The 22,242-nt window shown below is 35.5% G+C and carries 22 protein-coding genes and 1 pseudogene; 21 read left to right on the top strand and 2 right to left on the bottom strand.

Translation table 11 applies throughout. The features are described from left to right. Nucleotides 1–92: 92 nt before the first annotated feature. Entirely contained in the window at nucleotides 93–701 is a 609-nt protein-coding gene (locus ON07_RS11385) for a DUF4254 domain-containing protein (protein WP_010231515.1), read from the top strand. A 2-nt stretch (nucleotides 702–703) separates the two neighbouring features. Continuing rightward, nucleotides 704–1,801 carry a glycosyltransferase family 9 protein gene (locus tag ON07_RS11390; protein ID WP_010231518.1) on the top strand — a complete coding sequence of 366 codons (1,098 nt, stop codon included), beginning with the start codon at nucleotides 704–706 and terminating at the stop codon, nucleotides 1,799–1,801. A 28-nt stretch (nucleotides 1,802–1,829) separates the two neighbouring features. Here the strand turns inward: ON07_RS11390 and ON07_RS11395 are convergent, their stop codons facing one another. Continuing rightward, nucleotides 1,830–2,876, bottom strand: a complete 1,047-nt coding sequence (locus tag ON07_RS11395; RefSeq protein WP_010231521.1) for a ferredoxin--NADP reductase — start codon at nucleotides 2,874–2,876, stop codon at nucleotides 1,830–1,832. A 181-nt stretch (nucleotides 2,877–3,057) separates the two neighbouring features. On the opposite strand from ON07_RS11395, the gene ON07_RS11400 reads away from it, so the two are divergent. From ON07_RS11400 to ON07_RS11495, 19 genes and pseudogenes are all read left to right on the top strand, one after another. Beyond that, entirely contained in the window at nucleotides 3,058–4,458 is a 1,401-nt protein-coding gene (locus ON07_RS11400; RefSeq protein ID WP_010231522.1) for a DUF5687 family protein, read from the top strand. A 9-nt stretch (nucleotides 4,459–4,467) separates the two neighbouring features. Continuing rightward, on the top strand, nucleotides 4,468–5,187 hold the full coding sequence (locus ON07_RS11405; RefSeq protein WP_010231523.1) for an ABC transporter ATP-binding protein: 720 nt from the start codon (nucleotides 4,468–4,470) through the stop codon (nucleotides 5,185–5,187). 105 nt (nucleotides 5,188–5,292) lie between these two features. Continuing rightward, nucleotides 5,293–7,851 carry a type IX secretion system periplasmic lipoprotein PorW/SprE gene (gene porW / locus ON07_RS11410; protein WP_033445103.1) on the top strand — a complete coding sequence of 853 codons (2,559 nt, stop codon included), beginning with the start codon at nucleotides 5,293–5,295 and terminating at the stop codon, nucleotides 7,849–7,851. A gap of 4 nt (nucleotides 7,852–7,855) precedes the next feature. Further along, nucleotides 7,856–8,275, top strand: a complete 420-nt coding sequence (locus ON07_RS11415; protein ID WP_010231525.1) for a bactofilin family protein — start codon at nucleotides 7,856–7,858, stop codon at nucleotides 8,273–8,275. Next, nucleotides 8,232–8,465, top strand: coding sequence for an AtpZ/AtpI family protein (locus tag ON07_RS11420; RefSeq protein ID WP_010231526.1), 234 nt, complete (start codon nucleotides 8,232–8,234; stop codon nucleotides 8,463–8,465). Before ON07_RS11415 ends, ON07_RS11420 begins: the two co-directional genes overlap by 44 nt. A 507-nt stretch (nucleotides 8,466–8,972) precedes the next feature. Continuing rightward, nucleotides 8,973–10,109, top strand: coding sequence for a F0F1 ATP synthase subunit A (atpB, locus tag ON07_RS11430; protein WP_010231528.1), 1,137 nt, complete (start codon nucleotides 8,973–8,975; stop codon nucleotides 10,107–10,109). Nucleotides 10,110–10,151: 42 nt separating this feature from the next. After that, nucleotides 10,152–10,349 carry an ATP synthase F0 subunit C gene (gene atpE, locus ON07_RS11435; protein ID WP_010231529.1) on the top strand — a complete coding sequence of 66 codons (198 nt, stop codon included), beginning with the start codon at nucleotides 10,152–10,154 and terminating at the stop codon, nucleotides 10,347–10,349. An 81-nt stretch (nucleotides 10,350–10,430) separates the two neighbouring features. Continuing rightward, entirely contained in the window at nucleotides 10,431–10,931 is a 501-nt protein-coding gene (locus tag ON07_RS11440) for a F0F1 ATP synthase subunit B (RefSeq protein WP_010231530.1), read from the top strand. A 4-nt stretch (nucleotides 10,932–10,935) separates the two neighbouring features. Continuing rightward, nucleotides 10,936–11,490 (top strand): ATP synthase F1 subunit delta, encoded by a 555-nt coding sequence (atpH, locus tag ON07_RS11445; RefSeq protein WP_010231531.1) that lies wholly within the window; start codon nucleotides 10,936–10,938, stop codon nucleotides 11,488–11,490. A gap of 46 nt (nucleotides 11,491–11,536) precedes the next feature. Further along, nucleotides 11,537–13,118 (top strand): annotated as a pseudogene (gene atpA / locus ON07_RS15365) (F0F1 ATP synthase subunit alpha). A gap of 39 nt (nucleotides 13,119–13,157) precedes the next feature. Then, complete coding sequence (locus tag ON07_RS11455; RefSeq protein ID WP_010231533.1) at nucleotides 13,158–13,499, top strand: four helix bundle protein; 342 nt, start codon at nucleotides 13,158–13,160, stop codon at nucleotides 13,497–13,499. 30 nt (nucleotides 13,500–13,529) lie between these two features. Continuing rightward, nucleotides 13,530–14,390 carry an ATP synthase F1 subunit gamma gene (atpG, locus tag ON07_RS11460; protein ID WP_010231535.1) on the top strand — a complete coding sequence of 287 codons (861 nt, stop codon included), beginning with the start codon at nucleotides 13,530–13,532 and terminating at the stop codon, nucleotides 14,388–14,390. Nucleotides 14,391–14,563: 173 nt separating this feature from the next. Further along, a complete protein-coding gene (locus ON07_RS11465; RefSeq protein ID WP_010231537.1) occupies nucleotides 14,564–15,007 on the top strand; it encodes a hypothetical protein in 444 nt (147 codons plus the stop codon). Nucleotides 15,008–15,166: 159 nt separating this feature from the next. Beyond that, a complete protein-coding gene (locus tag ON07_RS11470; RefSeq protein WP_010231538.1) occupies nucleotides 15,167–16,609 on the top strand; it encodes a lipopolysaccharide biosynthesis protein in 1,443 nt (480 codons plus the stop codon). Continuing rightward, nucleotides 16,606–17,040, top strand: a complete 435-nt coding sequence (dut, locus tag ON07_RS11475) for a dUTP diphosphatase (protein ID WP_010231540.1) — start codon at nucleotides 16,606–16,608, stop codon at nucleotides 17,038–17,040. Before ON07_RS11470 ends, dut begins: the two co-directional genes overlap by 4 nt. 135 nt (nucleotides 17,041–17,175) lie before the next feature. Then, nucleotides 17,176–18,186 carry a sugar phosphate nucleotidyltransferase gene (locus ON07_RS11480; RefSeq protein ID WP_010231542.1) on the top strand — a complete coding sequence of 337 codons (1,011 nt, stop codon included), beginning with the start codon at nucleotides 17,176–17,178 and terminating at the stop codon, nucleotides 18,184–18,186. Between the two features lie 17 nt (nucleotides 18,187–18,203). Further along, complete coding sequence (locus ON07_RS11485) at nucleotides 18,204–19,574, top strand: tetratricopeptide repeat protein (RefSeq protein WP_010231544.1); 1,371 nt, start codon at nucleotides 18,204–18,206, stop codon at nucleotides 19,572–19,574. Further along, nucleotides 19,575–20,342 (top strand): DUF4292 domain-containing protein, encoded by a 768-nt coding sequence (locus ON07_RS11490; RefSeq protein WP_010231546.1) that lies wholly within the window; start codon nucleotides 19,575–19,577, stop codon nucleotides 20,340–20,342. A 189-nt stretch (nucleotides 20,343–20,531) separates the two neighbouring features. Continuing rightward, nucleotides 20,532–21,566 (top strand): murein hydrolase activator EnvC family protein, encoded by a 1,035-nt coding sequence (locus tag ON07_RS11495; protein WP_010231548.1) that lies wholly within the window; start codon nucleotides 20,532–20,534, stop codon nucleotides 21,564–21,566. Nucleotides 21,567–21,730: 164 nt separating this feature from the next. Here the strand turns inward: ON07_RS11495 and ON07_RS11500 are convergent, their stop codons facing one another. Beyond that, entirely contained in the window at nucleotides 21,731–22,240 is a 510-nt protein-coding gene (locus ON07_RS11500; protein WP_010231550.1) for an acyl-CoA thioesterase, read from the bottom strand. Nucleotides 22,241–22,242 lie beyond the last annotated feature (2 nt).

A 22,242-nucleotide genomic window follows, 5' to 3' on the forward strand; every position in this document is an offset into this window, starting at 1 on the left:
TCTCGACTTTAGTTTATCCAGAGCGAAGTCGAAGGGCTCGAACAGACAAAAGAAGAAATTGCATTTTTCATAATTAAAATAACAAAACACATATGTTTTCAGCTAAAGCAAATAAGATTTTTAAAGAAGTAATAGATACATACCATTTGGTTAATTCTGCAGATCAATCATTTGAGAACCCGTACAATAAAGATTCCCAACTTATAGAGCATTTACTTTTTAGAAAGTGTTGGATAGATACGGTGCAGTGGCATTACGAAGATATAATTCGCGATCCAAATATAGATCCTGTTGCAGCTTTAAGCTTAAAGCGTCAAATAGATGCCTCTAATCAAGATCGTACAGATATGGTGGAGTTTATTGACAGTTATTTTCTGGAAAAATTTAAGGCTGTTGAAGTAAAATCTTCTGCAACTATTAATTCTGAAAGTCCTGCATGGGCGATAGACAGGCTATCTATTTTAGCGTTGAAAATTTATCATATGGATGAAGAAGCCAATAGAAAAGATGCTTCTGAAGATCACCGTGCTAAATGTGAAACTAAATTGAACGTTTTATTGGAGCAACGAGAAGATCTTTCTTCAGCAATAGATCAATTACTTGAAGATATTCAAAACGGGGATAAATATATGAAGGTGTACAAACAGATGAAAATGTACAATGACGACGAATTGAATCCTGTTCTAAGAAAGAAGCACTAGTTGTGAGTTGGAATCCCTTTATATCGAAGCCTTCAAAAGATAAAAGCAAGTTGCAACAATCTGATGGGGAACATATATTGGTAATTAGACTCTCTGCCTTGGGTGATGTTGCTATGTTGGCACCTGTGCTTCGTGTGGTTTCCGCAACCTATCCCCAACTCAAAATAACCTTTCTTACCCGTGCATTTTTTGCGCCTATTTTTAAGGACATTCCAAATATAAGTGTTTACGAAGCCGATATTAATGGGGAGCACAGCGGAGTGTTTGGATTAAGCAGCCTTGCCAAAGACCTTAGGGATATGGGAATAGACGCCGTTGCAGATATGCATGATGTCTTGAGAAGTAATGTTTTAAAATCGGTATTTTATTTTTACGGAATTCCGGTTAAGCAAATAGATAAAGGGAGAGCTGAAAAAAAGGCTTTAACAGCGGCCAATAATAAAGTTTTCAAACAATTAAAATCCACACATGAGCGCTATGCTGATGTGTTTACTGAGTTGGGATACCCGATAGATTTTAGCCTTCATAAATTCCCAGAAAAACAAAAGATTTCAGCAAATACCCGAGAGATCACCGGGAAGAATCCTTTAAAATGGATAGGAGTTGCACCCTTTGCCCAACATAATTCTAAAGTATACCCTCTGGACCTTATGAATGAGGTATTATCTCAAATAAATAGTACGGGGAAAACCCAAATTTTCCTTTTTGGGGGAGGTAAGAAAGAGGAGGAGATATTGGAGCAAATAGCTGAGAAATATGAACGAGTTACTTCGCTTGCCAGGAAATTAAAATTCGATGAAGAATTGGCATTAATATCCAATCTGGATTTAATGTTGTCTATGGATAGTGGAAATGCTCATTTAGCTGCCATGTATGGAATTCCTGTAATAACGCTTTGGGGAGTAACGCATCCGTACACAGGCTTCAAACCTTTCCAACAGCCTATGGAGAATTGTATTTTACCCGATCTAAATAGATACCCTCAAATTCCAACTTCTATATATGGGAACAAAGTACCAAATGGATATGAAGATGTTATGCGGACTATCTCTCCGGAGCACGTGGTTTTAAAGATCAATTCGGTGCTGACTAAAACGTAAGAAAAGCTTTAAACCTTATTTAAGGTGATTAAACATCGTCGTAATCTACTTTTAGGGTAGGAGTTGTAGGATGCGCTTGGCAAGTAAGAATTAATCCTTCTGCAATTTCACTATCGGTAAGGATTTGGTTTTTTGCCATTTCTGCTTTTCCTTCAGTAACTCTTGCGATGCAGCTACTACAAATTCCGCCTTGACAAGAATAAGGCACATCGAGGTCTTTTTCTAAGGCCGCATCTAGAACTGTATCTTTTTTATCCATAGAAAAAGTGGTTTCCTCATCGTCTACCAAAACGGTAAGCTTGGTTTCCCCATCTAAATCCGCTTCAATTTCTCCGGAATCGTTAGAAGTAAAAAGCTCGAATAAGATTTTATCTTTTTCAATTCCATTTTTCAGCATTACCTCAGAAACACTGTCAATCATTACTTCTGGTCCGCATAAATAGAATTTTTCGAAATCCAGCGCATCGAATTTGTTTTTTAACACATAGTTTACGGTGCTATTTTCAATTCTTCCAAAATGCGCATTGTCCTCTTGTGTTCTACTGTATACAAACTCGATAAATAAGCGTTCAGGATATTCCAGCTGAAGTTTTAAAAGCTCCTTAAAGAATATAGTGTCGTCCGGAGTTTTATTCCCATATACCAACACAAATTTGCTATCGGTTTCTTTTGTAAGCGCAGTCTTAATTATTGATAGAACGGGAGTAATTCCACTTCCGGCCACAAATGCAGCATAGTTGTGTTTCGTATTGCTAGGCTCGAAAATGAATTTTCCTTCTGGGGGATGAACTTCTAATACATCTCCAGATTTCAGTTTATTATTGGCTAAAACAGAAAAAGTTCCACCTTCAACTTCTTTAACGGTAACCTTATATTCGTTGGTGTTTGGAGCAGAACACAAAGAATAGGCTCTTCGTACTTCTTTCCCTTCTATGGTAGTTTTAAGCGTAATATATTGGCCAGCTTTAAAAGAAAAAAGCTCTTTAAGAGAATCTGGCACATCAAAAGAAATGCTTACCGCTTGCTCTGTTTCGCGGATAATTTCTTTTATATTTAGGCTATAAAATTTATTCATGTCATTCAATTTGGCTGCAAAAATACAAAGTCTATCCTTTTTTATTTGTAACAAATTGGTAAATTTCGACACTTCTATGTATAAACATTAACTATTATGTTCAAGCGCTTATTTTCGCTAGAGTGGAAATCTTTTTTTTAGGTCGGCAAGTTTAGGGAAGAGTATAGGCTTAAAAATCTTAATGGGGTTTTTGGGATTGTATTTTACCGCTGCATTTTTAATGTTTGGTATTGGGTTATATCCGCTAATCACTGAATATTTCCCTGGAGAAGAACCCTTGTATTTAGTTAATAGATTTGTTTTAGTTTGGCTTATTTTGGAGCTCGCATATCGATTTTTGCTTCAGAATTTACCAATTATGGACATAAAACCATTAATGCTGCTTCCCATCAAGAAGCGAAAAGTGGTGAATTTTGTACTTTTAAAATCTTTATACTCCTTCTTCAATTTTCTGCCCCTGCTAATTATTATTCCTTTTGGAATTTTCAATATTTATAAGCAAACTTTTAATACCGGGGCAATAATCGCTTGGATGATCTCTATGATTGGTCTTACCCTTTCCATAAACTTTGGGAATTTTATTATCAAAAAGAATTTTACCGACAATATAAAAGCCCTTATTCCTGTAGTTGGAGGAATTGCTGTGATAGGTCTGTTAGATTACTTCAAGGTTTTTGAAAGCAGTGTTTGGTTTGGAAAGGGACTTAATGCAATTTTAGAAAATCCTTTATTGGCGATTATTCCAATTCTTATATTCCTGTTTTTTTATAAATGGAATCAAAAAGATCTTCAGAATAAATTTTATTTGGACGCCACCTTAAAGGAGGAAGTAAAAGATGCAAATACCAAGGAATTTTTATGGACAAGTAGGTTTGGAGATTTAGCTCCTTATTTACAGCTGGATCTAAAAATGATTTGGAGGAATAAGAGGCCAAAAACAACGGTATATATTTCCATCTTATTTTTAGCTTATGGTTTAATTTTTTTCGGGAATGATTCTTATCAGGAAATGCCGGCGTTTTTTGTTTTCGCAGGAATTTTCATCACGGGGATCTTTATGATTAATTTTGGACAATTTATCCCGGCTTGGGATGCGGGATATTATCCGCTTATCATGGCGCAAAACATTCCATTTAAAAAATACCTAACGGCAAAAGCGGGATTAATCACTTTTAGCGTAGTAGTGCTTGCGCTCCTATCTACTCCATATTTATACTTTGGTTGGAAGATTCTAATCTTGATTATGGTATGTGCAGTGTATAATATTGGGGTCAACATCCCAATTTTGCTCTATGCAGGTTCTTTTAATAAGAAGAAAATAGATCTGGATAAAAGTCCGTTTATGAATTATCAGGGCACGGGTGCCGCGCAATGGATAGTAGGGCTGCCATTAATGGTAATTCCGGTATTAGTATTCTGGATCTTCTATAAAACTATTTCTTTTGAAAGCGGGGTCACAGTGTTGTTTGTTTTAGGAATTACAGGTTTAATTTTTAGAAATCGGGCCATAAGTATGATCGCGCAACGTTATAAAAGACAAAAATATGCCATGATTGAAGGCTTTAAACAATCTGGCGAGTAAATTACAATTATGATCACAGCAACAAATCTTACCAAAGTATATAGCGGAACTACGGTTCTAAACATAGAGCATCTTGATATTCCAACAGGCCAAAGTATGGGACTGGTGGGAAATAATGGTGCGGGAAAAACTACATTTTTCAGTATGTTACTGGATCTTATTCAGCCAACTACCGGAAACATTTTTAACCACGATATCACAGTAAGTCAAAATGAAGAATGGAAGGAATTTACCAGTTCTTTTATAGACGAAAGTTTTTTGATAGGCTATCTTACTCCGGAAGAATATTTCTATTTTATTGGAGACCTTCGGAAGCAAAACAAAGCCGATGTAGATGCATTATTATTAACTTTTGAAGACTTTTTTCATGATGAGATTCTGGGGAAGCGGAAATATTTGAGAGACCTATCCAAAGGGAATCAGAAAAAAGTGGGGATTGTTGCGGCACTTATAGGAAGCCCAAAAGTGATTATTTTAGATGAGCCCTTTGCCAATTTGGATCCTACAACTCAAATTCGGCTAAAGAAAATTATTAAAGATATTACCGCCCAAAAGGAAACCACTATCTTAATTTCCAGTCACGACCTTATTCATATCACCGAAGTTTGTGAGCGAATTGTGGTTTTGGACAAAGGAAATTTGGTTAAGGACATTATCACTTCTCCAGCTACTTTAGACGAATTGGAAAATTACTTCTCCAAAGATTTAGCCTTAAAGCAAGAATCCTGATTTTTAGATTGTTTCCATTAGATCACAGTTTCTAAAAAGAAATGTATTTTAGCATACTAAATGTTAAGCACTTCAGTTATTTATTATATCAAGAACTTATTGATTTTGAATAAATTTACGCACGTATTTGGTTGTCTGTTTTTGGTGATCGCAATATCCGGTTGTTCTAGAAAAAAGGATAAGTTCATCAACAGGAATTGGCATGCTGTGGGCACAGAGTATAATATCTTGTACAATGGAGGTCTTGCATTGCAACAGGGAAAAAAAGAAGTTGCAGATTCTTACAATGAAAATTTCTGGGATATCCTGCCGGTAGAAAGAATGCAGATTTCTGAAGAAATCTCGTTGCCGGGAACGGTGAAAAATGAATCTTTTAAGCTTGCTGAAGAAAAGGCAACTAAAGCCATTCAAAAGCATTCCATGCTAATAGAAGGCAAAGAAAAAAATCCTCAAATAGATGAAGCTTATTTACTGCTAGGTAAAGCCCGATATTTCGATCAGCGTTTTTTTCCAGCCTTAGAAGCTTTTAATTATATCCTTCATAAATATCCAGCCAGCAGCACGATAAATCATGCACAAATTTGGAGGGAAAAGACGAATATCAGACTTCAGAATAACAAATTGGCTATCAAGAACCTTAAACGCGTTCTTAAAGCTGAAACATTAAAAGATCAAGATAAGGCAGATGCCAATGCGATGTTGGCACAAGCATATATCAACTTAAAATATCCGGATAGCGCGATTGTTCCCATTAGAACTGCAGCAGAATTCACAGATAATAACGACGAAAAAGGCCGTTATTACTATATTCAAGGGCAGCTTTATAATTTATTGGAAAAACGAGATAGTGCAAATTATGCCTTTGATGAGATCATTGAACTTCATAGAAAAACGCCGAGAGAATACTTGGTGAACGCCCAAATTGAGAAGTATAGAAATTTCAATTTTGAAACTGAAGATCCGGCGCTATTGTTAGTTAGGCTTAAGGAGCTAGAAGAAAATCGAGAAAACAGACCTTTTCTGGATAAGATCTATTTTCAGCTAGCCGAATATTATAAGCATATAGATTCTACAGACTTAGCAGTAGCATATTATAATAAATCGCTGAAAGAACCCTCTAAGGACAATTATTTAATATCGCTTAATTATGAAACGCTTGGGAATATAAATTTTGATAAAGCTTTATATAAAGAGGCGAGCGCTTATTATGACAGCACCTTAACCAAGATTCCAAACACATCTCGGGATTATTTCTTTGTTGAACGCAAACGAGACAACCTTAAAGAAGTGATTTTTTATGAAAATATAGCAGAAGAAAATGACAGTATTTTGCGCTTTGTGGCTATGCCGGAAGACGAGCGTGTAGATTATTTTACCAGATATGCCGAAGAGTTAAAAGCAGCAGCAGTAACCCAAGCTCAGGAAGGAGTAATTCCGGAAGCTTCTCAGCCTACTGCGCCTGCTTCGCGTAATACTCCGGGTGCACCACCGGCCTTAGGAGGAGCCGATCCAGCAAATACTTTTTATTTTTATAACCCAAGAAGAGTTTCTTCCGGCTTAGAAAGCTTTGCTAGAACTTGGGGTCCAAGAGAACTCAGAGATAATTGGAGATTAAATTCCGAAAATTTTACTGTAATTGAAAATGATGGTTTAGATGAGGTTTCCGGACTAATTATTTCTAATAATCTAAAATTTTCGGCTCAAACTTATCTGGATCAAATTCCGAGCGATCCAATTGAAATTTCAGAATTAGAAAAAGCTAGGAATGATGCTTATTATAGCTTGGGATTAATTTATAAGGAGAAATATAATAAACCCAATTTGGCTTCAGAAAAGCTTACAGCGCTATTAGGTTTTACAGATGAGGAACGCTTAGTAATCCCGGCAAATTATTATTTGTATAGAATAAATCTTGAGCAAGGAAATATTTCAGAAGCCGAAAAGTTTAAGCAAGTTGTTTTAACCAAGTATCCAGATTCTAGATACGCGTCCAGAATTAATAATCCAGATCTTGCCATCGCTCAGGAAGATGAAGCTGAAAATAAGTACAATGAATTGTATTCTCTTTTCGAAAATGCTGAATTTTTAAAGGTGATCGAAGAGAGCAAAGTTTTTGTAAACAATTATCCCGAAGAGGAACTATTGCCTAAGATTGAATTATTAAAGGCAAGGGCAATGGGAAGAATATACGGGGTAAACGCGTACAAAGAAGAACTATCTTCCATCGTGTCTAATTATCCGCAAACCCAAGAAGGTGCTACAGCCTTAGAGCTGTTGAATACTGCAATTCCCGGACTGGAAAAAAGTAATTTAACGGCCGATGTGAATTCGGCTACCAATCTTAAACTGCTTTACAAGATTGAAATTGATGAGGATAAAGAAAAACCAGCCCTAAAAGAAGTCCTTGAAAAGGCTATTTTGGAGTTAGACTTTGCCGGACTTTCGGTTTCTCAAGATGTGTATACAGATAAAGAAGTGTTTGTTGTAGTGCACGGATTAGAGAACTACAGCAAAGCTGAAGGTTTCGCAGAATTGCTTAACATTAATAAGAAATATAAAGTTCAAATAACTCCGGTTATAGTTTCTTCAGAGAATTACAGAGTAATTCAGTTAAAGAAAAATCTGGACGAGTATATAGCATTAACTAATAAACAAGAACCCTAGATCTATGTTTAACAACCCAACCAAATCTAAAGAAAGAACAGAAACCAACAGAGAGCAAAATCGAATATCAGCAGGAACTGTAATTACTGGAGATATCGAAGCTAAAGGTGGTTTTAGAATTGAAGGAACCCTTATAGGAAATCTAACCACCGCCGGAAAAGTGGTAATTAGCAAAGGCGGCCTGATTAAAGGAGACCTTTTTTGCCAGAATGCCGATTTTGAAGGAAGTTTTGATGGTAAATTAGATGTAGAAGAAACCTTGTCTTTAAGGTCTTCTGCAGTTATTGATGGAGAAGTAAATGCGGGGAAACTATCTATAGAACCCGGCGCTACTTTTAACGCTACTTGTACCATGAAAGGTGCGGTGAAATCTCTAAAAAATGGACGAAAAGAAGAAGGAAAACGAAAAGAAAAATCAGCTTAGAAATTGGGCGATCTTTTCAGGAATTGCTTTTCAAATGGGAGGGACTATCTTTGCTTGTGCGTGGATAGGCAAAAAATTGGATGAACGCTACCCTTCAAACAAAAATTGGTTTACTATTGGTTTTGTATTATTTGGCGTCTTCGCTTCATTATATATCGTTCTTAAACAATTAAAAAGCCTCAACAAATAAAGTTTAATGATTATCAAAGCACTTAAGTTTACCCTAATATTTAGTTTTATAATCGGACTGGCATATATTCTTCAAGTTAAAATTTTACTACCTGTCGAAAATGATATAGAAGCAGAATTAGTCAAATTTAGTTATCTCTTCAATTTTGCATTTACCTATTTTTTAATGCTTAACATTATTTTATTTCAAAAAATGTTAAAGGATAAACTTGGCTTCATTTACCTGGGAGTTAGTATGCTTAAATTTGCAATATTCTTTTTTCTGATAAAAAGTAAAAATATGGAATTTGATAAATCAGACTTCCTTCACTTTTTTATTCCTTTTTTCCTGTGTTTAGGGCTAGAAATTTTTTTGTGTTTCCCGAATTTTAAACAGTATTAACTACAATAATAACAAGGAGTTAGAGTAATATTTCAGTTTTAAAACTTATTGAAAGTTTTTAGGATTGATTTTTATTTAAATTGTGTACATTTGCACCGAAATTTATAGACCGAAATTTTACCTGGAATGAAAAAGGATAATACTGTTAAAATCTTATTGGCTATTTTTTTAGTGTTTTTTTCTGTAAATAGCTATGCTCAAGATCATGGTGTAGAGCATGCAGAGAATATAGATACTGAGCCTCACGAAGGGCCTGGAGCTATAAATACTAAAGAAGAGGTTACAGAATACATAGATCATCACCTTCAAGATTCTCATTACTTCAATTTCTTTTCAGATGGTAGTATTGGTGCACATTATGGGTTTTCTTTACCTGTGATACTTTGGGATAATGGTTTCAAGGTTTTTTCAGCAGCTGAATTTCATCACGGTGAGACTTTAGCGAATGTAGATGGTGAGTATTATAAGTTATATCACAATAAAATATACAAAACGAATGCAGAGGGAGATATAAACTACGATGAAGAAGGACACGCTACAAACGTAAAACCTTTGGATTTCTCCATCACCAAAAATGTTTTGGCGATGCTAGTTGTTTCTCTTCTTATGTTCATTATGTTTAGAGGCTTAGCTTCTTCTTATAAGAACAAAGACATTCCTACTGGTTTTGGAAGAGTATTGGAGCCTTTGGTTATTTACGTTAGAGATGATATCGCTAAACCTAACATTGGTCCTAAATATAGAAAATACATGGGCTTTTTATTAACTGTGTTTTTCTTTATCCTTATTTTAAATTTATTTGGATTAACTCCACTTGGAATTAACGTTACCGGGAATATCGCCGTTACTTTTTGCCTTGCATTAATTACTTTTATTATCGTTCAATTTAGTGGGAATAAGCATTATTGGAAACATATTTTTTGGATGCCGGGTGTGCCGGTTCCAATGAAGATTGTTTTAATGCCAATTGAGGTTTTAGGAATGATTACCAAACCTTTCGCATTGATGATACGATTGTTTGCGAACATGACGGCAGGACACGTTGTTGTAATGAGCTTACTTGGATTAATAGTAGTGTTTCAAAACTGGATCGCAGGACCTGCGTTCTTCGGTTTTACATTATTCATTTCAATTATAGAATTATTAGTAGCATTTTTACAGGCATATATTTTCACCCTGTTAAGTGCTCTGTATATAGGTATGGCAGTAGAAGACCATGATCATCATCCAGAAGATCATAGTGACGATATCCCTGTTATATAATAAAGTTTAATAATAAGTAAGTTTAATTTTTAATAAGTAGATATGGAAGCTATGAATGTTGATTTAATTGGAGCTGGTTTAGTAATTATCGGTGCAGGTATTGGTCTTGGTAAGATTGGTGGTTCTGCAATGGATGCAATTGCTCGTCAGCCAGAAGCAGCTGGAAAAATACAAACAGCGATGATTATCGTTGCTGCATTGTTGGAAGGTGTTGCTTTTGCTGCGTTATTCGCAGTATAATCAAAAAATGATCTAATCTTGCAACGGTTGGTTGCAAGATTAGATTTAATTAAAAAACTCGATTACTTATAATATAGAATTATGGAAAAGTTAATAAATGATTTTTCTTTTGGATTGTTTTTCTGGCAGGCAATTATACTTGTAGTATTAATTTTATTGCTTAGAAAATTTGCATGGAAACCAATTTTAGACTCATTAAATAGTCGTGAAGACGGAATTAAAAATGCGTTGCTTTCTGCTGAAAATGCTAGAAAAGAAATGCAAAATCTTCAGGCAGATAATGAGAAATTATTAAATGAGGCAAGGGCGCAGAGAGATGCGATGCTTAAAGAAGCTCGTGAGATTAAAGAAAAAATAGTTTTAGAAGCATCTGAAGAAGCTCAAGCTAAGGCAGATAAAATTGTTGCTAAAGCACAAGTGATCATCGAGAACGAGAAAAATGCAGCAATGGTTGACCTTAAAAATCAGGTTGCTACATTATCTATCGAGATTGCAGAAAAAGTGATTCGTGAACAATTGTCTACAACAGAGAAACAACACAAATTGGTTGAGGATATGTTGGCAGATGTTACGTTAAAATAAGCTTATGAAAAGTACCAGAGCTGCACAGAGATACGCGAAAGCAATTTTAGATTTAGCAAAAGATCAAAATGCTTCTGAAGTTGTAAATACAGATATGATAGGTGTTTTTAACACTATCGATAAAAGCGAAGACCTTCAAGAACTCTTAGCTAGTCCTGTAGTAAAAGCAGAGGTGAAGAAAAGTGCTTTAAAAGAAATATTTAAAGACGCTCATGGTATTACATCCGGAGCTTTCGATGTACTTATAGACAATAACAGAATTATTCAGCTACAATCTGTAGCTCAAAAATATACTATTTTATTCAACGAATTGAACCATGTACAAGTTGCGAAAGTAACAACAGCGGTTCCTTTAGATGCAAACCTGGAAGCTAAGATACTTGAGAAGGTAAAGGAGCTTACAGGCAATGTAGCTACTTTGGAAAGTACAGTAGATCCAAGCATTTTAGGAGGTTTTATTCTTAGAATAGGAGACCTTCAATATAATACTAGCGTTGCGAAAAGTCTCAAAAATTTAAGTAGAGAACTTACTAACAACACATACATTTCAAAAATTTAATGAAAACAGATATGCTTTAAGCATATCAATTTTATTCTATATAATTATGGCCGAAGTAAATCCAGCTGAAGTTTCAGCAATATTAAAAAAAACAACTTTCAGGTTTTGAAGCTAAAGCTTCTTTAGATGAAGTAGGAACAGTACTAACCGTTGGGGATGGTATTGCTCGTATCTACGGATTAGCAAATGCTCAATACGGGGAATTAGTTGAATTCGAAAGTGGATTAGAAGGAATTGTACTTAACCTTGAAGAAGACAATGTTGGGGTAGTACTTTTAGGACCTTCTAAAGCAATTAAAGAAGGATCTGTAGCAAAAAGAACACAACGTATTGCTTCCATCAAAGTTGGTGAAGGTATTACAGGTAGAGTTATAGACACTTTAGGAGCTCCAATAGATGGAAAAGGTCCTATTCAAGGTGAAACTTATGAGATGCCATTGGAGCGTAAAGCACCAGGAGTTATCTACCGTGAGCCGGTTACAGAGCCTATGCAAACAGGGATCAAAGCAATTGATGCTATGGTGCCGGTAGGTAGAGGACAAAGAGAGTTAGTTATTGGTGATCGTCAGACAGGTAAAACTGCGGTGTGTATTGATACTATCTTGAATCAAAAAGAATTTTACGATGCTGGAGTTCCAGTACATTGTATATATGTTGCGATTGGACAAAAAGCTTCTACTGTTGCAGGAATTGCACAGAAATTAGAAGAAAGAGGTGCTTTAGCTTATACTACTATAGTTGCTGCAAATGCATCAGATCCTGCTCCAATGCAGGTGTATGCTCCTTTCGCAGGTGCTGCAATTGGTGAATATTTTAGAGATACCGGTCGTCCTGCACTTATTGTGTTTGATGATTTATCTAAACAAGCAGTTGCATACCGTGAGGTTTCGTTATTGTTACGTCGCCCACCGGGACGTGAGGCATATCCTGGGGATGTATTTTTCTTACATTCTAGATTGTTAGAGCGTGCTGCAAAAGTAATTAACAACGATAAGATCGCTTCAGAAATGAATGATCTTCCAGATTCTATTAAACATTTGGTAAAAGGTGGTGGTTCTTTAACTGCATTACCAATTATCGAAACTCAAGCAGGAGACGTTTCTGCATATATTCCAACCAACGTAATTTCGATTACAGATGGTCAGATCTTCTTGACGTCAGATTTATTTAACTCTGGAGTTCGTCCAGCGATTAACGTAGGTATCTCTGTATCTCGTGTGGGTGGTAACGCTCAGATTAAAGCGATGAAAAAGGTTGCAGGTACTTTAAAATTAGATCAAGCTCAATTCCGTGAATTGGAAGCATTTGCTAAGTTTGGATCTGATCTTGATGCTGCTACTTTGAATGTTATTGAAAGAGGAAAGCGAAACGTAGAGATTTTGAAGCAAGCAGAAAACGATCCTTATCCGGTAGAAGAGCAAATTGCAATTATCTTTGCAGGTGCTAAGAACTTATTAAGAGATGTTCCTGTTAACCAAGTGAAAGAATTTGAAACTGAATATTTAGAATACTTGAATGTAAAACATCGTGCAACTTTGGATGGTTTAAAAGCCGGAAAGCTTACAGATGAAATTACAGACACTTTGGTGTTAGCTGCAAAAGAGCTTTCTACAAAATATAAAGCATAAAAAGAAATTCAGAATTCAAAATTCTAAATGATGAATTAAATGGTTTACAAGAAAAAGGACAACATTGTAGTAAACAAAAGTTTTTCTTTTTCTTGTGATATCATAGAATACTGTAGAGAACTCAAAAGCATTAATGAATTTGAACTCTCACATCAACTAATAAGGAGTGGTACCAGTATTGGTGCAAATATTAGAGAATCTCAAAGAGCTGTAAGCACAAAGGATTTTAAAAATAAACTCTCCATCGCATTAAAAGAGGCTGAAGAAACCTCTTATTGGCTGGAACTGTTGGAAGCAACAACGAAAAATGTTCCAAATAACCTCCAATATAAATGCGATGAATTAATAAAGTTGTTAGTTACAATTATTAAAAATTCTTAATTAAGAATTCTGAATTTATAATTACATAATATGGCAAACTTAAAAGAACTACGTAGCAGGATTACCTCGGTTTCATCAACCATGCAAATTACCAGTGCTATGAAATTGGTATCGGCTGCAAAGTTGAGTAAAGCGCAGGATGCCATTACTGCAATGCGACCTTATTCTGAAAAGTTAACAGAATTGCTACAAAGCCTTAGTGCTTCTTTAGATGCAGATAGCGGAAGCGCTTTTGCTGAACAAAGAGAAGTAAAAAAGGTGCTGATTGTTGCTATTTCTTCTAACAGAGGATTGGCTGGAGCTTTTAACACGAATATCGTGAAGGGTGCTCGCGCTGTTGCTGAAGCAAAATATAGCGATAAAAACGTAGAGATTTTAACTTTAGGAAAAAAGGCAGATGACGTTTTAAGTAAGACTTATACTGTTGCAGAGAACAACAATTCGATTTTCGATGATCTTAAGTATGATAACGTAGCTGCAATTGCAGAGAATATCATGCAATGGTTTTTGGATGGCAAATATGATGAAATCTCGATTGTTTACAATAAGTTCGTTAATGCTGCTACCCAAGATGTAATTACTGAACAGTTTTTACCTATCGAGAAATTTGAAACTGAAGAGAATGTGACCTTGGATTACATTTTTGAGCCAGAGAAGGAGCAGATTGTTAAAGATCTTATTCCGAAGTCTCTTAAAATGCAATTATTTAAGGCGATGAGCGATTCGTTAGCATCAGAGCATGGAGCTCGTATGACGGCGATGCATAAGGCTACAGATAACGCTACAGAATTAAGAGATGCACTTAAATTGTCTTATAACAAAGCAAGACAAGCAGCTATTACTAATGAGATCTTAGAGATCGTTGGTGGTGCTGAAGCATTGAATAACTAATATTAGTTGTCACACTGAGCCTGTCGAAGTGTGATTAAAATTTTTAAACTCTTCCACAAGAAAAGACTGACAAAATAATTTTTTCAAAACATAAAAAAACCCTTCAGATTTCTGAAGGGTTTTTCTTTTGGCACTCATTTTGTTTTAGAGTTAATAACTAAAACAAAAAGATCATGAAATATCTCTACCTACTTTTAAGCGCCTCCTTCGTAACTATCTTATTTGCTAGCTGCGCCGGCAACCATGGATTACAGGAAAAGGCACCTGCAACTATGGAATCTGTATATTATATCACGGAAGGCGAAATAATTACTTTATACATCCCGGTTACAGCTATTCAATCTAATAGGGTGAGCCTAGATGAAGTGGTTTTTAGAAATAAAAAAGCAAATCTAGTTACCAGTCCGGATTCTCCCGGAGTTTACATGGCCACATTTGAAACGGGGAAACCAGATATTATTATGAGTTCAGATCCTAAGGATGAATATGCAAACAAAATGCCCCAAATGGATGAGAAAACAGACTTTGAATTAAGTGATGATGAAGCAATTTTAATCTTCACTCAGAATTCTAAAGTGAAATATTACAAGCTAAAAGGAGTTAAAGAAAGAGTATAATCTTATATTTATTAACCAGTAGAAGAGGAGTGGAGTTAATTCACTCCTTTTTTTATAGTTAGTTTACTGGTTGTTAAAAACAATGGGGAAATATTATTTTTGCACCCCAGTTGTTAGCCGATTAATTAAGATATTTATACTCTCTAATTCGAGTCGCTTTTGAGCACCTTAAAACGTTTCTTTCAGGATACAATTATTTATGGTTTTGCAACCGTTTTGCCAAGACTAATGAATTTTATCCTTGTGCCATTGCATGTTACAGCCCTTTCTACAGTTGGTTACTCTGTTAATACTACATTTTTTGTTTGGGCTGCATTCTTCAATGTAATTCTTACCTATGGTATGGAAACGGCTTTCTTTCGATATTTTAGTAATTCAGATAAGAAACAGCAGGTTTTTTCAACCGCTTTTATAAGTCTAACGGTAACCACAGTTTTATTCTTTATAATAGTTTTTCTTTTTAGAGATTATCTAATAGGCTTAGTAGACCTCAGTCCTAAGTATTTCAACATACTATTGGCAATTATAGCATTGGACACCTTGGTAGTTGTGCCTTTTGCGTTTTTAAGAGCTTCCAATAGACCTATAAAATTCGCAGGAATAAAGATCTTTAATATTGCTATAGTGGTTCTGGTGAATTACTTTTTTCTTTGGCTAGTGCCGGATTATCCGGGGCTTATTCCAGATTTTATTTTAAAGAGATATTCTTTTGAAGATCAGGTACAATATATATTTTTTGCAAATCTAATGGCTAGTGGAGCCACCTTCTTAATTTTGCTTCCCTACTTTTTCAAATCTAAAATCGAATTTAAATTTGGCATTTTTAAACAAATGTGGAATTATGGCTGGCCAATTATGATTGCCGGTATTGCATTTGTTATTAATGAAATGTTAGACAAAATTTTATTGAAGGATATGATATCTGAAGATATTATGGGAGCGTATGCAGGTTGTTATAAATTAGCAATTTTTATGACCATTTTTGTCCAGGCATTTAGAATGGGGGCAGAACCTTTCTTTTTTAATCATTCCAAACAGGAAAATGCCAAGCAAACCTACGCCAACATTTTAAATTATTTTGTAATTCTAGGGAGCCTCATTCTTTTGGTAATGGTTGTATTTCTGGATCTTTTCAAAATAATTATCATTCCAAATCCGGACTATTGGGTTACGATATCTGTAGTGCCGATAATCTTATTGGCGAATCTTTTCTTGGGAATCTATCACAATTTGGCCGTTTGGTATAAGCTCACCGATAGAACAAAAGCAGGAATGTACATCTCGATGGTTGGAGCTTTGATTACTATAATCATGAATATTTTGCTAATCCCTGTGATTGGATTCATGGCTTCAGCCTACACAACTCTAGCCGCGTATGGAGCAATGATGCTTATATCTTTTTACTTCGGAAGCAAATATTACCCGGTTCCATATAATTTTAAAAGCATTTTGTTATACCTGCTTCTAGCGGTTGGATTATCGGGAATATCATTTATATATTTTCGAGAGAACTATTTTATGGGTGTACTCTTCTTGGGAATATTTTTAATTACGGTATTTTTAAGAGAGCGTAAAGATTTTAAACAAATTCTGAATCAATGAAAGTGAAAATTATAAATCAGTCGGCACACGATTTACCAAATTATGAAACTGCATTCTCTGCAGGAATGGACTTAAGAGCCAATATTTCTGAAGCAATTACGTTAAAACCTTTGGAGCGAGCCATTGTAAAAACAGGGCTTTTCATGGAATTGCCTTTGGGTTTTGAAGCTCAGGTAAGACCAAGAAGCGGGCTGGCTGCAAAGAAAGGAATCACTGTATTAAATTCTCCGGGAACCATCGATGCAGATTACCGTGGCGAAATAGGCGTAATTCTTGTAAACCTTTCTAATGAAGATTTTGTGATTGAAAATGGTGAGCGAGTAGCACAAATGGTCATTGCAAAACATGAACAGATCTCTTGGGAACAGGTAGAAATTTTGGAAGGCAGCATTAGAGGAGCCGGGGGCTTCGGAAGTACCGGGAATAAATAAATTAAAAAAATAAGTTAGGACATATACCGTCAAGCTGAACTTGATTCAGCTTCTGATATAATTATTAAGAAGATCCTGAAATAAATTCAGGATGACGAATTTAGATTTCTAATCAAATCAGAATAAAAACATAAGATGAAGATAATTGTACCAATGGCCGGTCGCGGCTCTAGATTAAGACCTCATACGTTAACAGTACCAAAACCATTAATTCCAATTGCCGGAAAACCAATCGTTCATAGATTGGTAGAGGATATCGCGAAGGTGTTGGATGAAAAAGTTGATGAAGTAGCCTTTATAATAGGGCAAGATTTTGGAGATAAAGTAGAAACCGATTTAAAGGCGATTGCAGAGAGTTTAGGCGCAAAAGGCACAATCTATTACCAAGACAAACCATTGGGAACCGGGCACGCTATCATGTGCGCTAAAGAGTCTCTTTCCGGTCCTGCAGTTGTTGCATATGCAGACACCTTGTTCAAGGCAGATTTTACACTGAATAAAGATGCAGATGCGGTGATCTGGGTAAAGCAGGTTGAAAATCCAAATGCTTACGGAGTTGTAAAACTGAACGAGAAAAATGAAATCACCGAATTGGTAGAAAAACCGGAAGAGTTTGTTTCAGATCTTGCTGTAATTGGAATCTATTACTTTAAAGATGTAGCGGTTTTAAAAGGAGAGCTTCAAAAGGTATTGGATCAGAATATCATTCGCGGGGGAGAATATCAGATCAACGATGGTATTAAAGCCATGCAAGCTAGTGGGAACGTATTTGTTCCGGGTAAGGTAGACGAATGGATGGATTGCGGAAATAAGCAGATCACTGTGGAGACCAATGGAAGAATGTTGAACTTCTTACATCAGGATGGCGAAAAATTAATTTCAGATACTATAAAAATCACAAATTCTGAAATCACTGAGCCTTGTTTTATCGGTGAGAATGTTGTGCTTACCAACGCTAAAATTGGTCCGAATGTTTCTATCGGGAATGGCACAAAAATTGAAAATTCAACAATAAAAAACAGCCTTATTCAAACTGAATCTGAAGTGAAAAATGCTAATTTAGATAATGCAATGATTGGCAATTATGCTAAGTTCGATGGGAATTTCACGCAAATTAGCATTGGAGATTATTCTGTTTTGGAATAGTAAAATAAATAGTTCTAATGAAGCATCTACTCGTCACAATTTTCCTATTTACAGGAGTTTGTACTTCTAAGCTTTCTGCTCAAGAGGTACCGGCACCTTTGCAGGAAGTCGCGATAGATGATTTAGGAGAGGTTAGTGATGCATTTCAGGAATTTTTTTTTGAAGCATTAAAACAAAAAGCGATCGAGAATTATGAAAAAGCAATCGATGCATTAAGGGAATGCGAAAAAATTCAGCCTAACAATCCGGTTGTTTTTTTCGAATTAGGAAAGAACTATAAATCCCTAAATGATTTTGAAAACGCCATCAATAATTTTCAGAAAGCAAACAGGTTACAGCCAAATAGGGAGTGGATTCTTCAGGCACTTATGGAGTCTTATTATTTGAATAAGCAATATGAGCAGGCGATTTTGGTTAATAAAGAGTTGGTTTCTTATAACGAGAAATATTATGACGATTTAGCGAAGATGTATTTTGAGCTTCAACAATTCGATAAATTGATCGCTTTATTGGATCAATTAGATGTGGAATTGGGAGTTACTGAATATCGAAATAGCTTGAGACAACAGATATATGCACTTACTAATAATACTTCGGCACAGATAAAAACGTTGGAGGAATCTATCACGTTGAATCCTGAAAATGAGATGAATTATCTCAATCTAATTTATGTGTATAGTGATGAAGGCTTAGAAAAAGAGGCTTTTGAGACCGCGCAGAAGATGCAACAGCTCTTTCCAACCTCAAAAGTGGTGCATTTGGCACTTTATAAGTTTTATTTAAATAATAATAGAACCGATGAAGCCCTTACATCTATGAGATTGGTGTTGGAGTCTGAAGAAATTGATGTTGCTTTAAAATTTAAAGTGTTGAATGATTTTTTATTGTTCGTAAACGAGAATCCAAAATTTGATAAGGATTTAAAACAGGTTGCTGAATTGTTTTCAGAAAAGGAGAATAGCCCGGAGATCTTTCAGAAATTTGGAGAATATTTTCTTCAGAAAAAAGAAAAAACACAGGCGCTTGCTTTTTTTGAGATGGGAATTGGTTCCAATGTAGATAATTATGAGTTGCTTAAAAATACGTTGTTGCTTCAGCTAGACTTATTGAAATATGAAGATGCTTCAAGATTAAGCAGTTCCGGACTAGAGATATTTCCCGCACAAGCCTTATTATACCTTATAAAAGGAGCTGCTTTAAATAACTTAAAGAAATACAACGAAGCCCAAGAAATACTTACATTTGGTCTGGATTATTTAATAGACGATGTAGATATGGAACGCGATTTTTATGAGCAATTATCGGTTGCATACACGGGTTTAGGAAATTCATCCAAAGCTTCGGAATTTAAAGAAAAAGCAAATTCAATTAAAAAAACAGAAAACTAAATGTTCAAAAATATATATACCCTAATATTTATTTCCCTTTTATTGATTGGATGTGGAAGTAAGAAGAAAGCCTTGGTAATTGAAGATGCCGCGGTTAATAAAGTTGTGGCTATGCATTATAGCAATGAGCCTGACTTTAAAACTTTAAACAGCCGGCTAAGTTTGCAGTATCAAGACGATGAACGGTCACAATCGCTTACTGTAAGTTTTAGAATGCAAAAAGACAGTGCCATTTGGATGAGTGCCCAACTCTTAGGTATTCCCTTGGCAAAGGTTCTAATTACTCAAGATAGAGTGAGTTATTACGAAAAAATTGGAAAGACCTATTTTGATGGTGATTATAGTTTGGTGAGCAAGTGGTTAGGAACTCCGTTGGATTTCAAAAAACTTCAGAATTTATTAATAGGCCAAGCAATTTATGACCTTAGGGAAGATAAATATGTATTATCTGAATCTACTCAAGGCTATCAATTAATACCATCGAACACGTTAGAATTGGTGAAAAAGCTGTTTTTATTGGATGCTAAAAGTTATAAAGCACTTGCGCAGCAGTTAGCCCAAGAAAAGGAAAACAGGAATGTAACAGTTACTTACCCAAAATATCAGAAAGTTAATAATCAGAACTTTCCTGAAGAAATTAAGATTGTAGCAAATAGTGAAGGTAAAGGGACTCAGGTGGACATCGCTTATAGATCGGTTGCGTTTAATGAATCGGTAAGTTTTCCTTTTGAGATCCCTTCAGGCTATGATGAAATTCAGATAGAATAATGAAGTTACCAACCTACTCCAAATATTTTTTTTGTAATCGCATTCCTTTTTGTTGGATGTGCTACGATTTATTCTCAAAACACTCGTGAAAGTCTAGAAGAACGCAGAATAGAATTACGCGAGGAGATTCAAAAAATAAATAGTTTACGATCTTCTAATAAGAAAAAGGAGAAATCTGTACTTACAGAAGTGGAAGATTTGGATAGGCAAATTCGTACAACAGAGAATTTGATAAAAGTTACCAATCAGCAAGCCAATATTCTTACTCGAGATATAAGTTCCAATACCAGTAAAATTCAGACGTTACGAAAGGAATTAGAAAGCCTAAAAGAAGACTATGGGCAAATGATCCAGAAATCTTATAAAAGCAAGTCACAACAGAGCAGAATCATGTTTTTGCTGTCATCACAAAACTTTCTACAAGCTTATAAAAGGTTGCAATATATGAAGCAGTATGCTAATTATAGAAAGAAGCAAGGTGATGAGATAAAGATAAAATCTGAAGAATTACAGGTGTTAAACACGAATTTACTGGAGCAAAAGAAAGTAAAAGAGAAGCTTGTTGTAGAGAACAGAGCTACGAGAGCGCAATTAGAGAAAAATAGAAAAGCTCAAGAAATACTCATCCAAAATATTCGCAAGAAAGAAGGAGATTTTGCATCTCAAATAAAGAAAAAACAACAAGAAATAAATGCAATAGATAAGCAAATAGACGAAATTATACGAGCTTCTATTGCAAAAGCCAATAAAGAAAGTGGTTCCAAGTCTCGTGATACTTACGAGCTTACTCCAGAAGCTAAAGCATTAGCTGCAAATTTTGCGAATAATAAGGGAAAACTTCCTTGGCCGGTGCGTTCTGGAGTTGTTACTATGCGATTTGGAACACAACAACATCCAATAGTAAAATCTACTACCATAGAGAGTAATGGCGTTCGTATAGAAACAGATAAAAGCGCAAAAGCCAGGGCGGTATTTGGAGGAACAGTAAGTGAGGTGCAAGCTGTAAAAGGCGCTAATAAGGCTATTATGGTGAGACACGGGGACTATATCACGATATATAATAACCTTTCTAATGTATATGTTTCTAAAGGAGATGTCGTTTCTTTAGGGCAAGATATTGGAGAAGTTGCTACAAGCGGTAGTTCCGGGAAAACTACATTACACTTCTTGATCTATAAGAATACAACAAAGATGAATCCTGCAGATTGGATCTTGAAAATGTAGCTCGCATCTCAAAATTATAATTTGTAGTAACGATGTCAGATTGAGCGCCCCGATGCTTCGGGAGAAATCTCGTTTTCATCTAAAGTTCTCACCTTTGGTTTATCCTTGGTGAAGCCGGAGGGCTCGAACAGACAAAATAATTTTTTTGAATACTGTAAAAAATGCTACTCAAACAATGCCTTCAGCTCAGTAGCATCTTTCGGCTTCATTTTCCCTGCTAATACAAGGCTTAGTTGTTTTCTTCTTAACGCAGCTTCGTAACGTTCAGTTTCTAAATCGGTTTCAGGAGTTAACTCTGGCACACTTACAGGAGTTCCTGTTTCATCTACGGCTACAAAAGTATAGATAGCTTCATTAGCCCTAGAACGTTTTCCGCTTTCACGATCTTCCACCCAAACATCTATAAAGATCTCCATAGAACTTTTAAAAGCTCTGGAAACAGCAGCTTCTACAGTTACAACACTACCTAATGGGATTGCTTTATTAAAAGCAACGTGGTTTACAGAGGCGGTAACCACAATTCTGCGGCTATGTCTACGGGCGGCAATACTTGCAGCTCTATCCATACGAGCTAGAAGTTCCCCTCCAAAAAGATTATTTAATGGATTGGTTTCACTTGGAAGTACCAAGTCGGTAAGAATAGTTCTGGAATCTTTCGGATTTTTTGCTTGCATTG

Source organism: Gillisia marina, from assembly GCF_000258765.1.
GTDB lineage: Bacteria > Bacteroidota > Bacteroidia > Flavobacteriales > Flavobacteriaceae > Gillisia > Gillisia marina.

Bases quoted from the DNA above. Each gene is read 5' to 3' on its own strand.
- ON07_RS11440 (WP_010231530.1), top strand. From the start codon at position 10,431: ATGGAAAAGTTAATAAATGATTTTTCTTTTGGATTGTTTTTCTGGCAG.
- ON07_RS11420 (WP_010231526.1), top strand. From the start codon at position 8,232: ATGGACGAAAAGAAGAAGGAAAACGAAAAGAAAAATCAGCTTAGAAAT.
- atpE (WP_010231529.1), top strand. From the start codon at position 10,152: ATGGAAGCTATGAATGTTGATTTAATTGGAGCTGGTTTAGTAATTATC.
- dut (WP_010231540.1), top strand. From the start codon at position 16,606: ATGAAAGTGAAAATTATAAATCAGTCGGCACACGATTTACCAAATTAT.
- ON07_RS11385 (WP_010231515.1), top strand. From the start codon at position 93: ATGTTTTCAGCTAAAGCAAATAAGATTTTTAAAGAAGTAATAGATACA.
- ON07_RS11455 (WP_010231533.1), top strand. From the start codon at position 13,158: ATGGTTTACAAGAAAAAGGACAACATTGTAGTAAACAAAAGTTTTTCT.
- ON07_RS11500 (WP_010231550.1), bottom strand. From the start codon at position 22,240: ATGCAAGCAAAAAATCCGAAAGATTCCAGAACTATTCTTACCGACTTG.
- ON07_RS11395 (WP_010231521.1), bottom strand. From the start codon at position 2,876: ATGAATAAATTTTATAGCCTAAATATAAAAGAAATTATCCGCGAAACA.
- ON07_RS11485 (WP_010231544.1), top strand. From the start codon at position 18,204: ATGAAGCATCTACTCGTCACAATTTTCCTATTTACAGGAGTTTGTACT.
- ON07_RS11400 (WP_010231522.1), top strand. From the start codon at position 3,058: ATGGGGTTTTTGGGATTGTATTTTACCGCTGCATTTTTAATGTTTGGT.
- ON07_RS11415 (WP_010231525.1), top strand. From the start codon at position 7,856: ATGTTTAACAACCCAACCAAATCTAAAGAAAGAACAGAAACCAACAGA.
- ON07_RS11465 (WP_010231537.1), top strand. From the start codon at position 14,564: ATGAAATATCTCTACCTACTTTTAAGCGCCTCCTTCGTAACTATCTTA.
- atpH (WP_010231531.1), top strand. From the start codon at position 10,936: ATGAAAAGTACCAGAGCTGCACAGAGATACGCGAAAGCAATTTTAGAT.
- ON07_RS11405 (WP_010231523.1), top strand. From the start codon at position 4,468: ATGATCACAGCAACAAATCTTACCAAAGTATATAGCGGAACTACGGTT.
- ON07_RS11480 (WP_010231542.1), top strand. From the start codon at position 17,176: ATGAAGATAATTGTACCAATGGCCGGTCGCGGCTCTAGATTAAGACCT.
- atpG (WP_010231535.1), top strand. From the start codon at position 13,530: ATGGCAAACTTAAAAGAACTACGTAGCAGGATTACCTCGGTTTCATCA.
- ON07_RS11490 (WP_010231546.1), top strand. From the start codon at position 19,575: ATGTTCAAAAATATATATACCCTAATATTTATTTCCCTTTTATTGATT.
- atpB (WP_010231528.1), top strand. From the start codon at position 8,973: ATGAAAAAGGATAATACTGTTAAAATCTTATTGGCTATTTTTTTAGTG.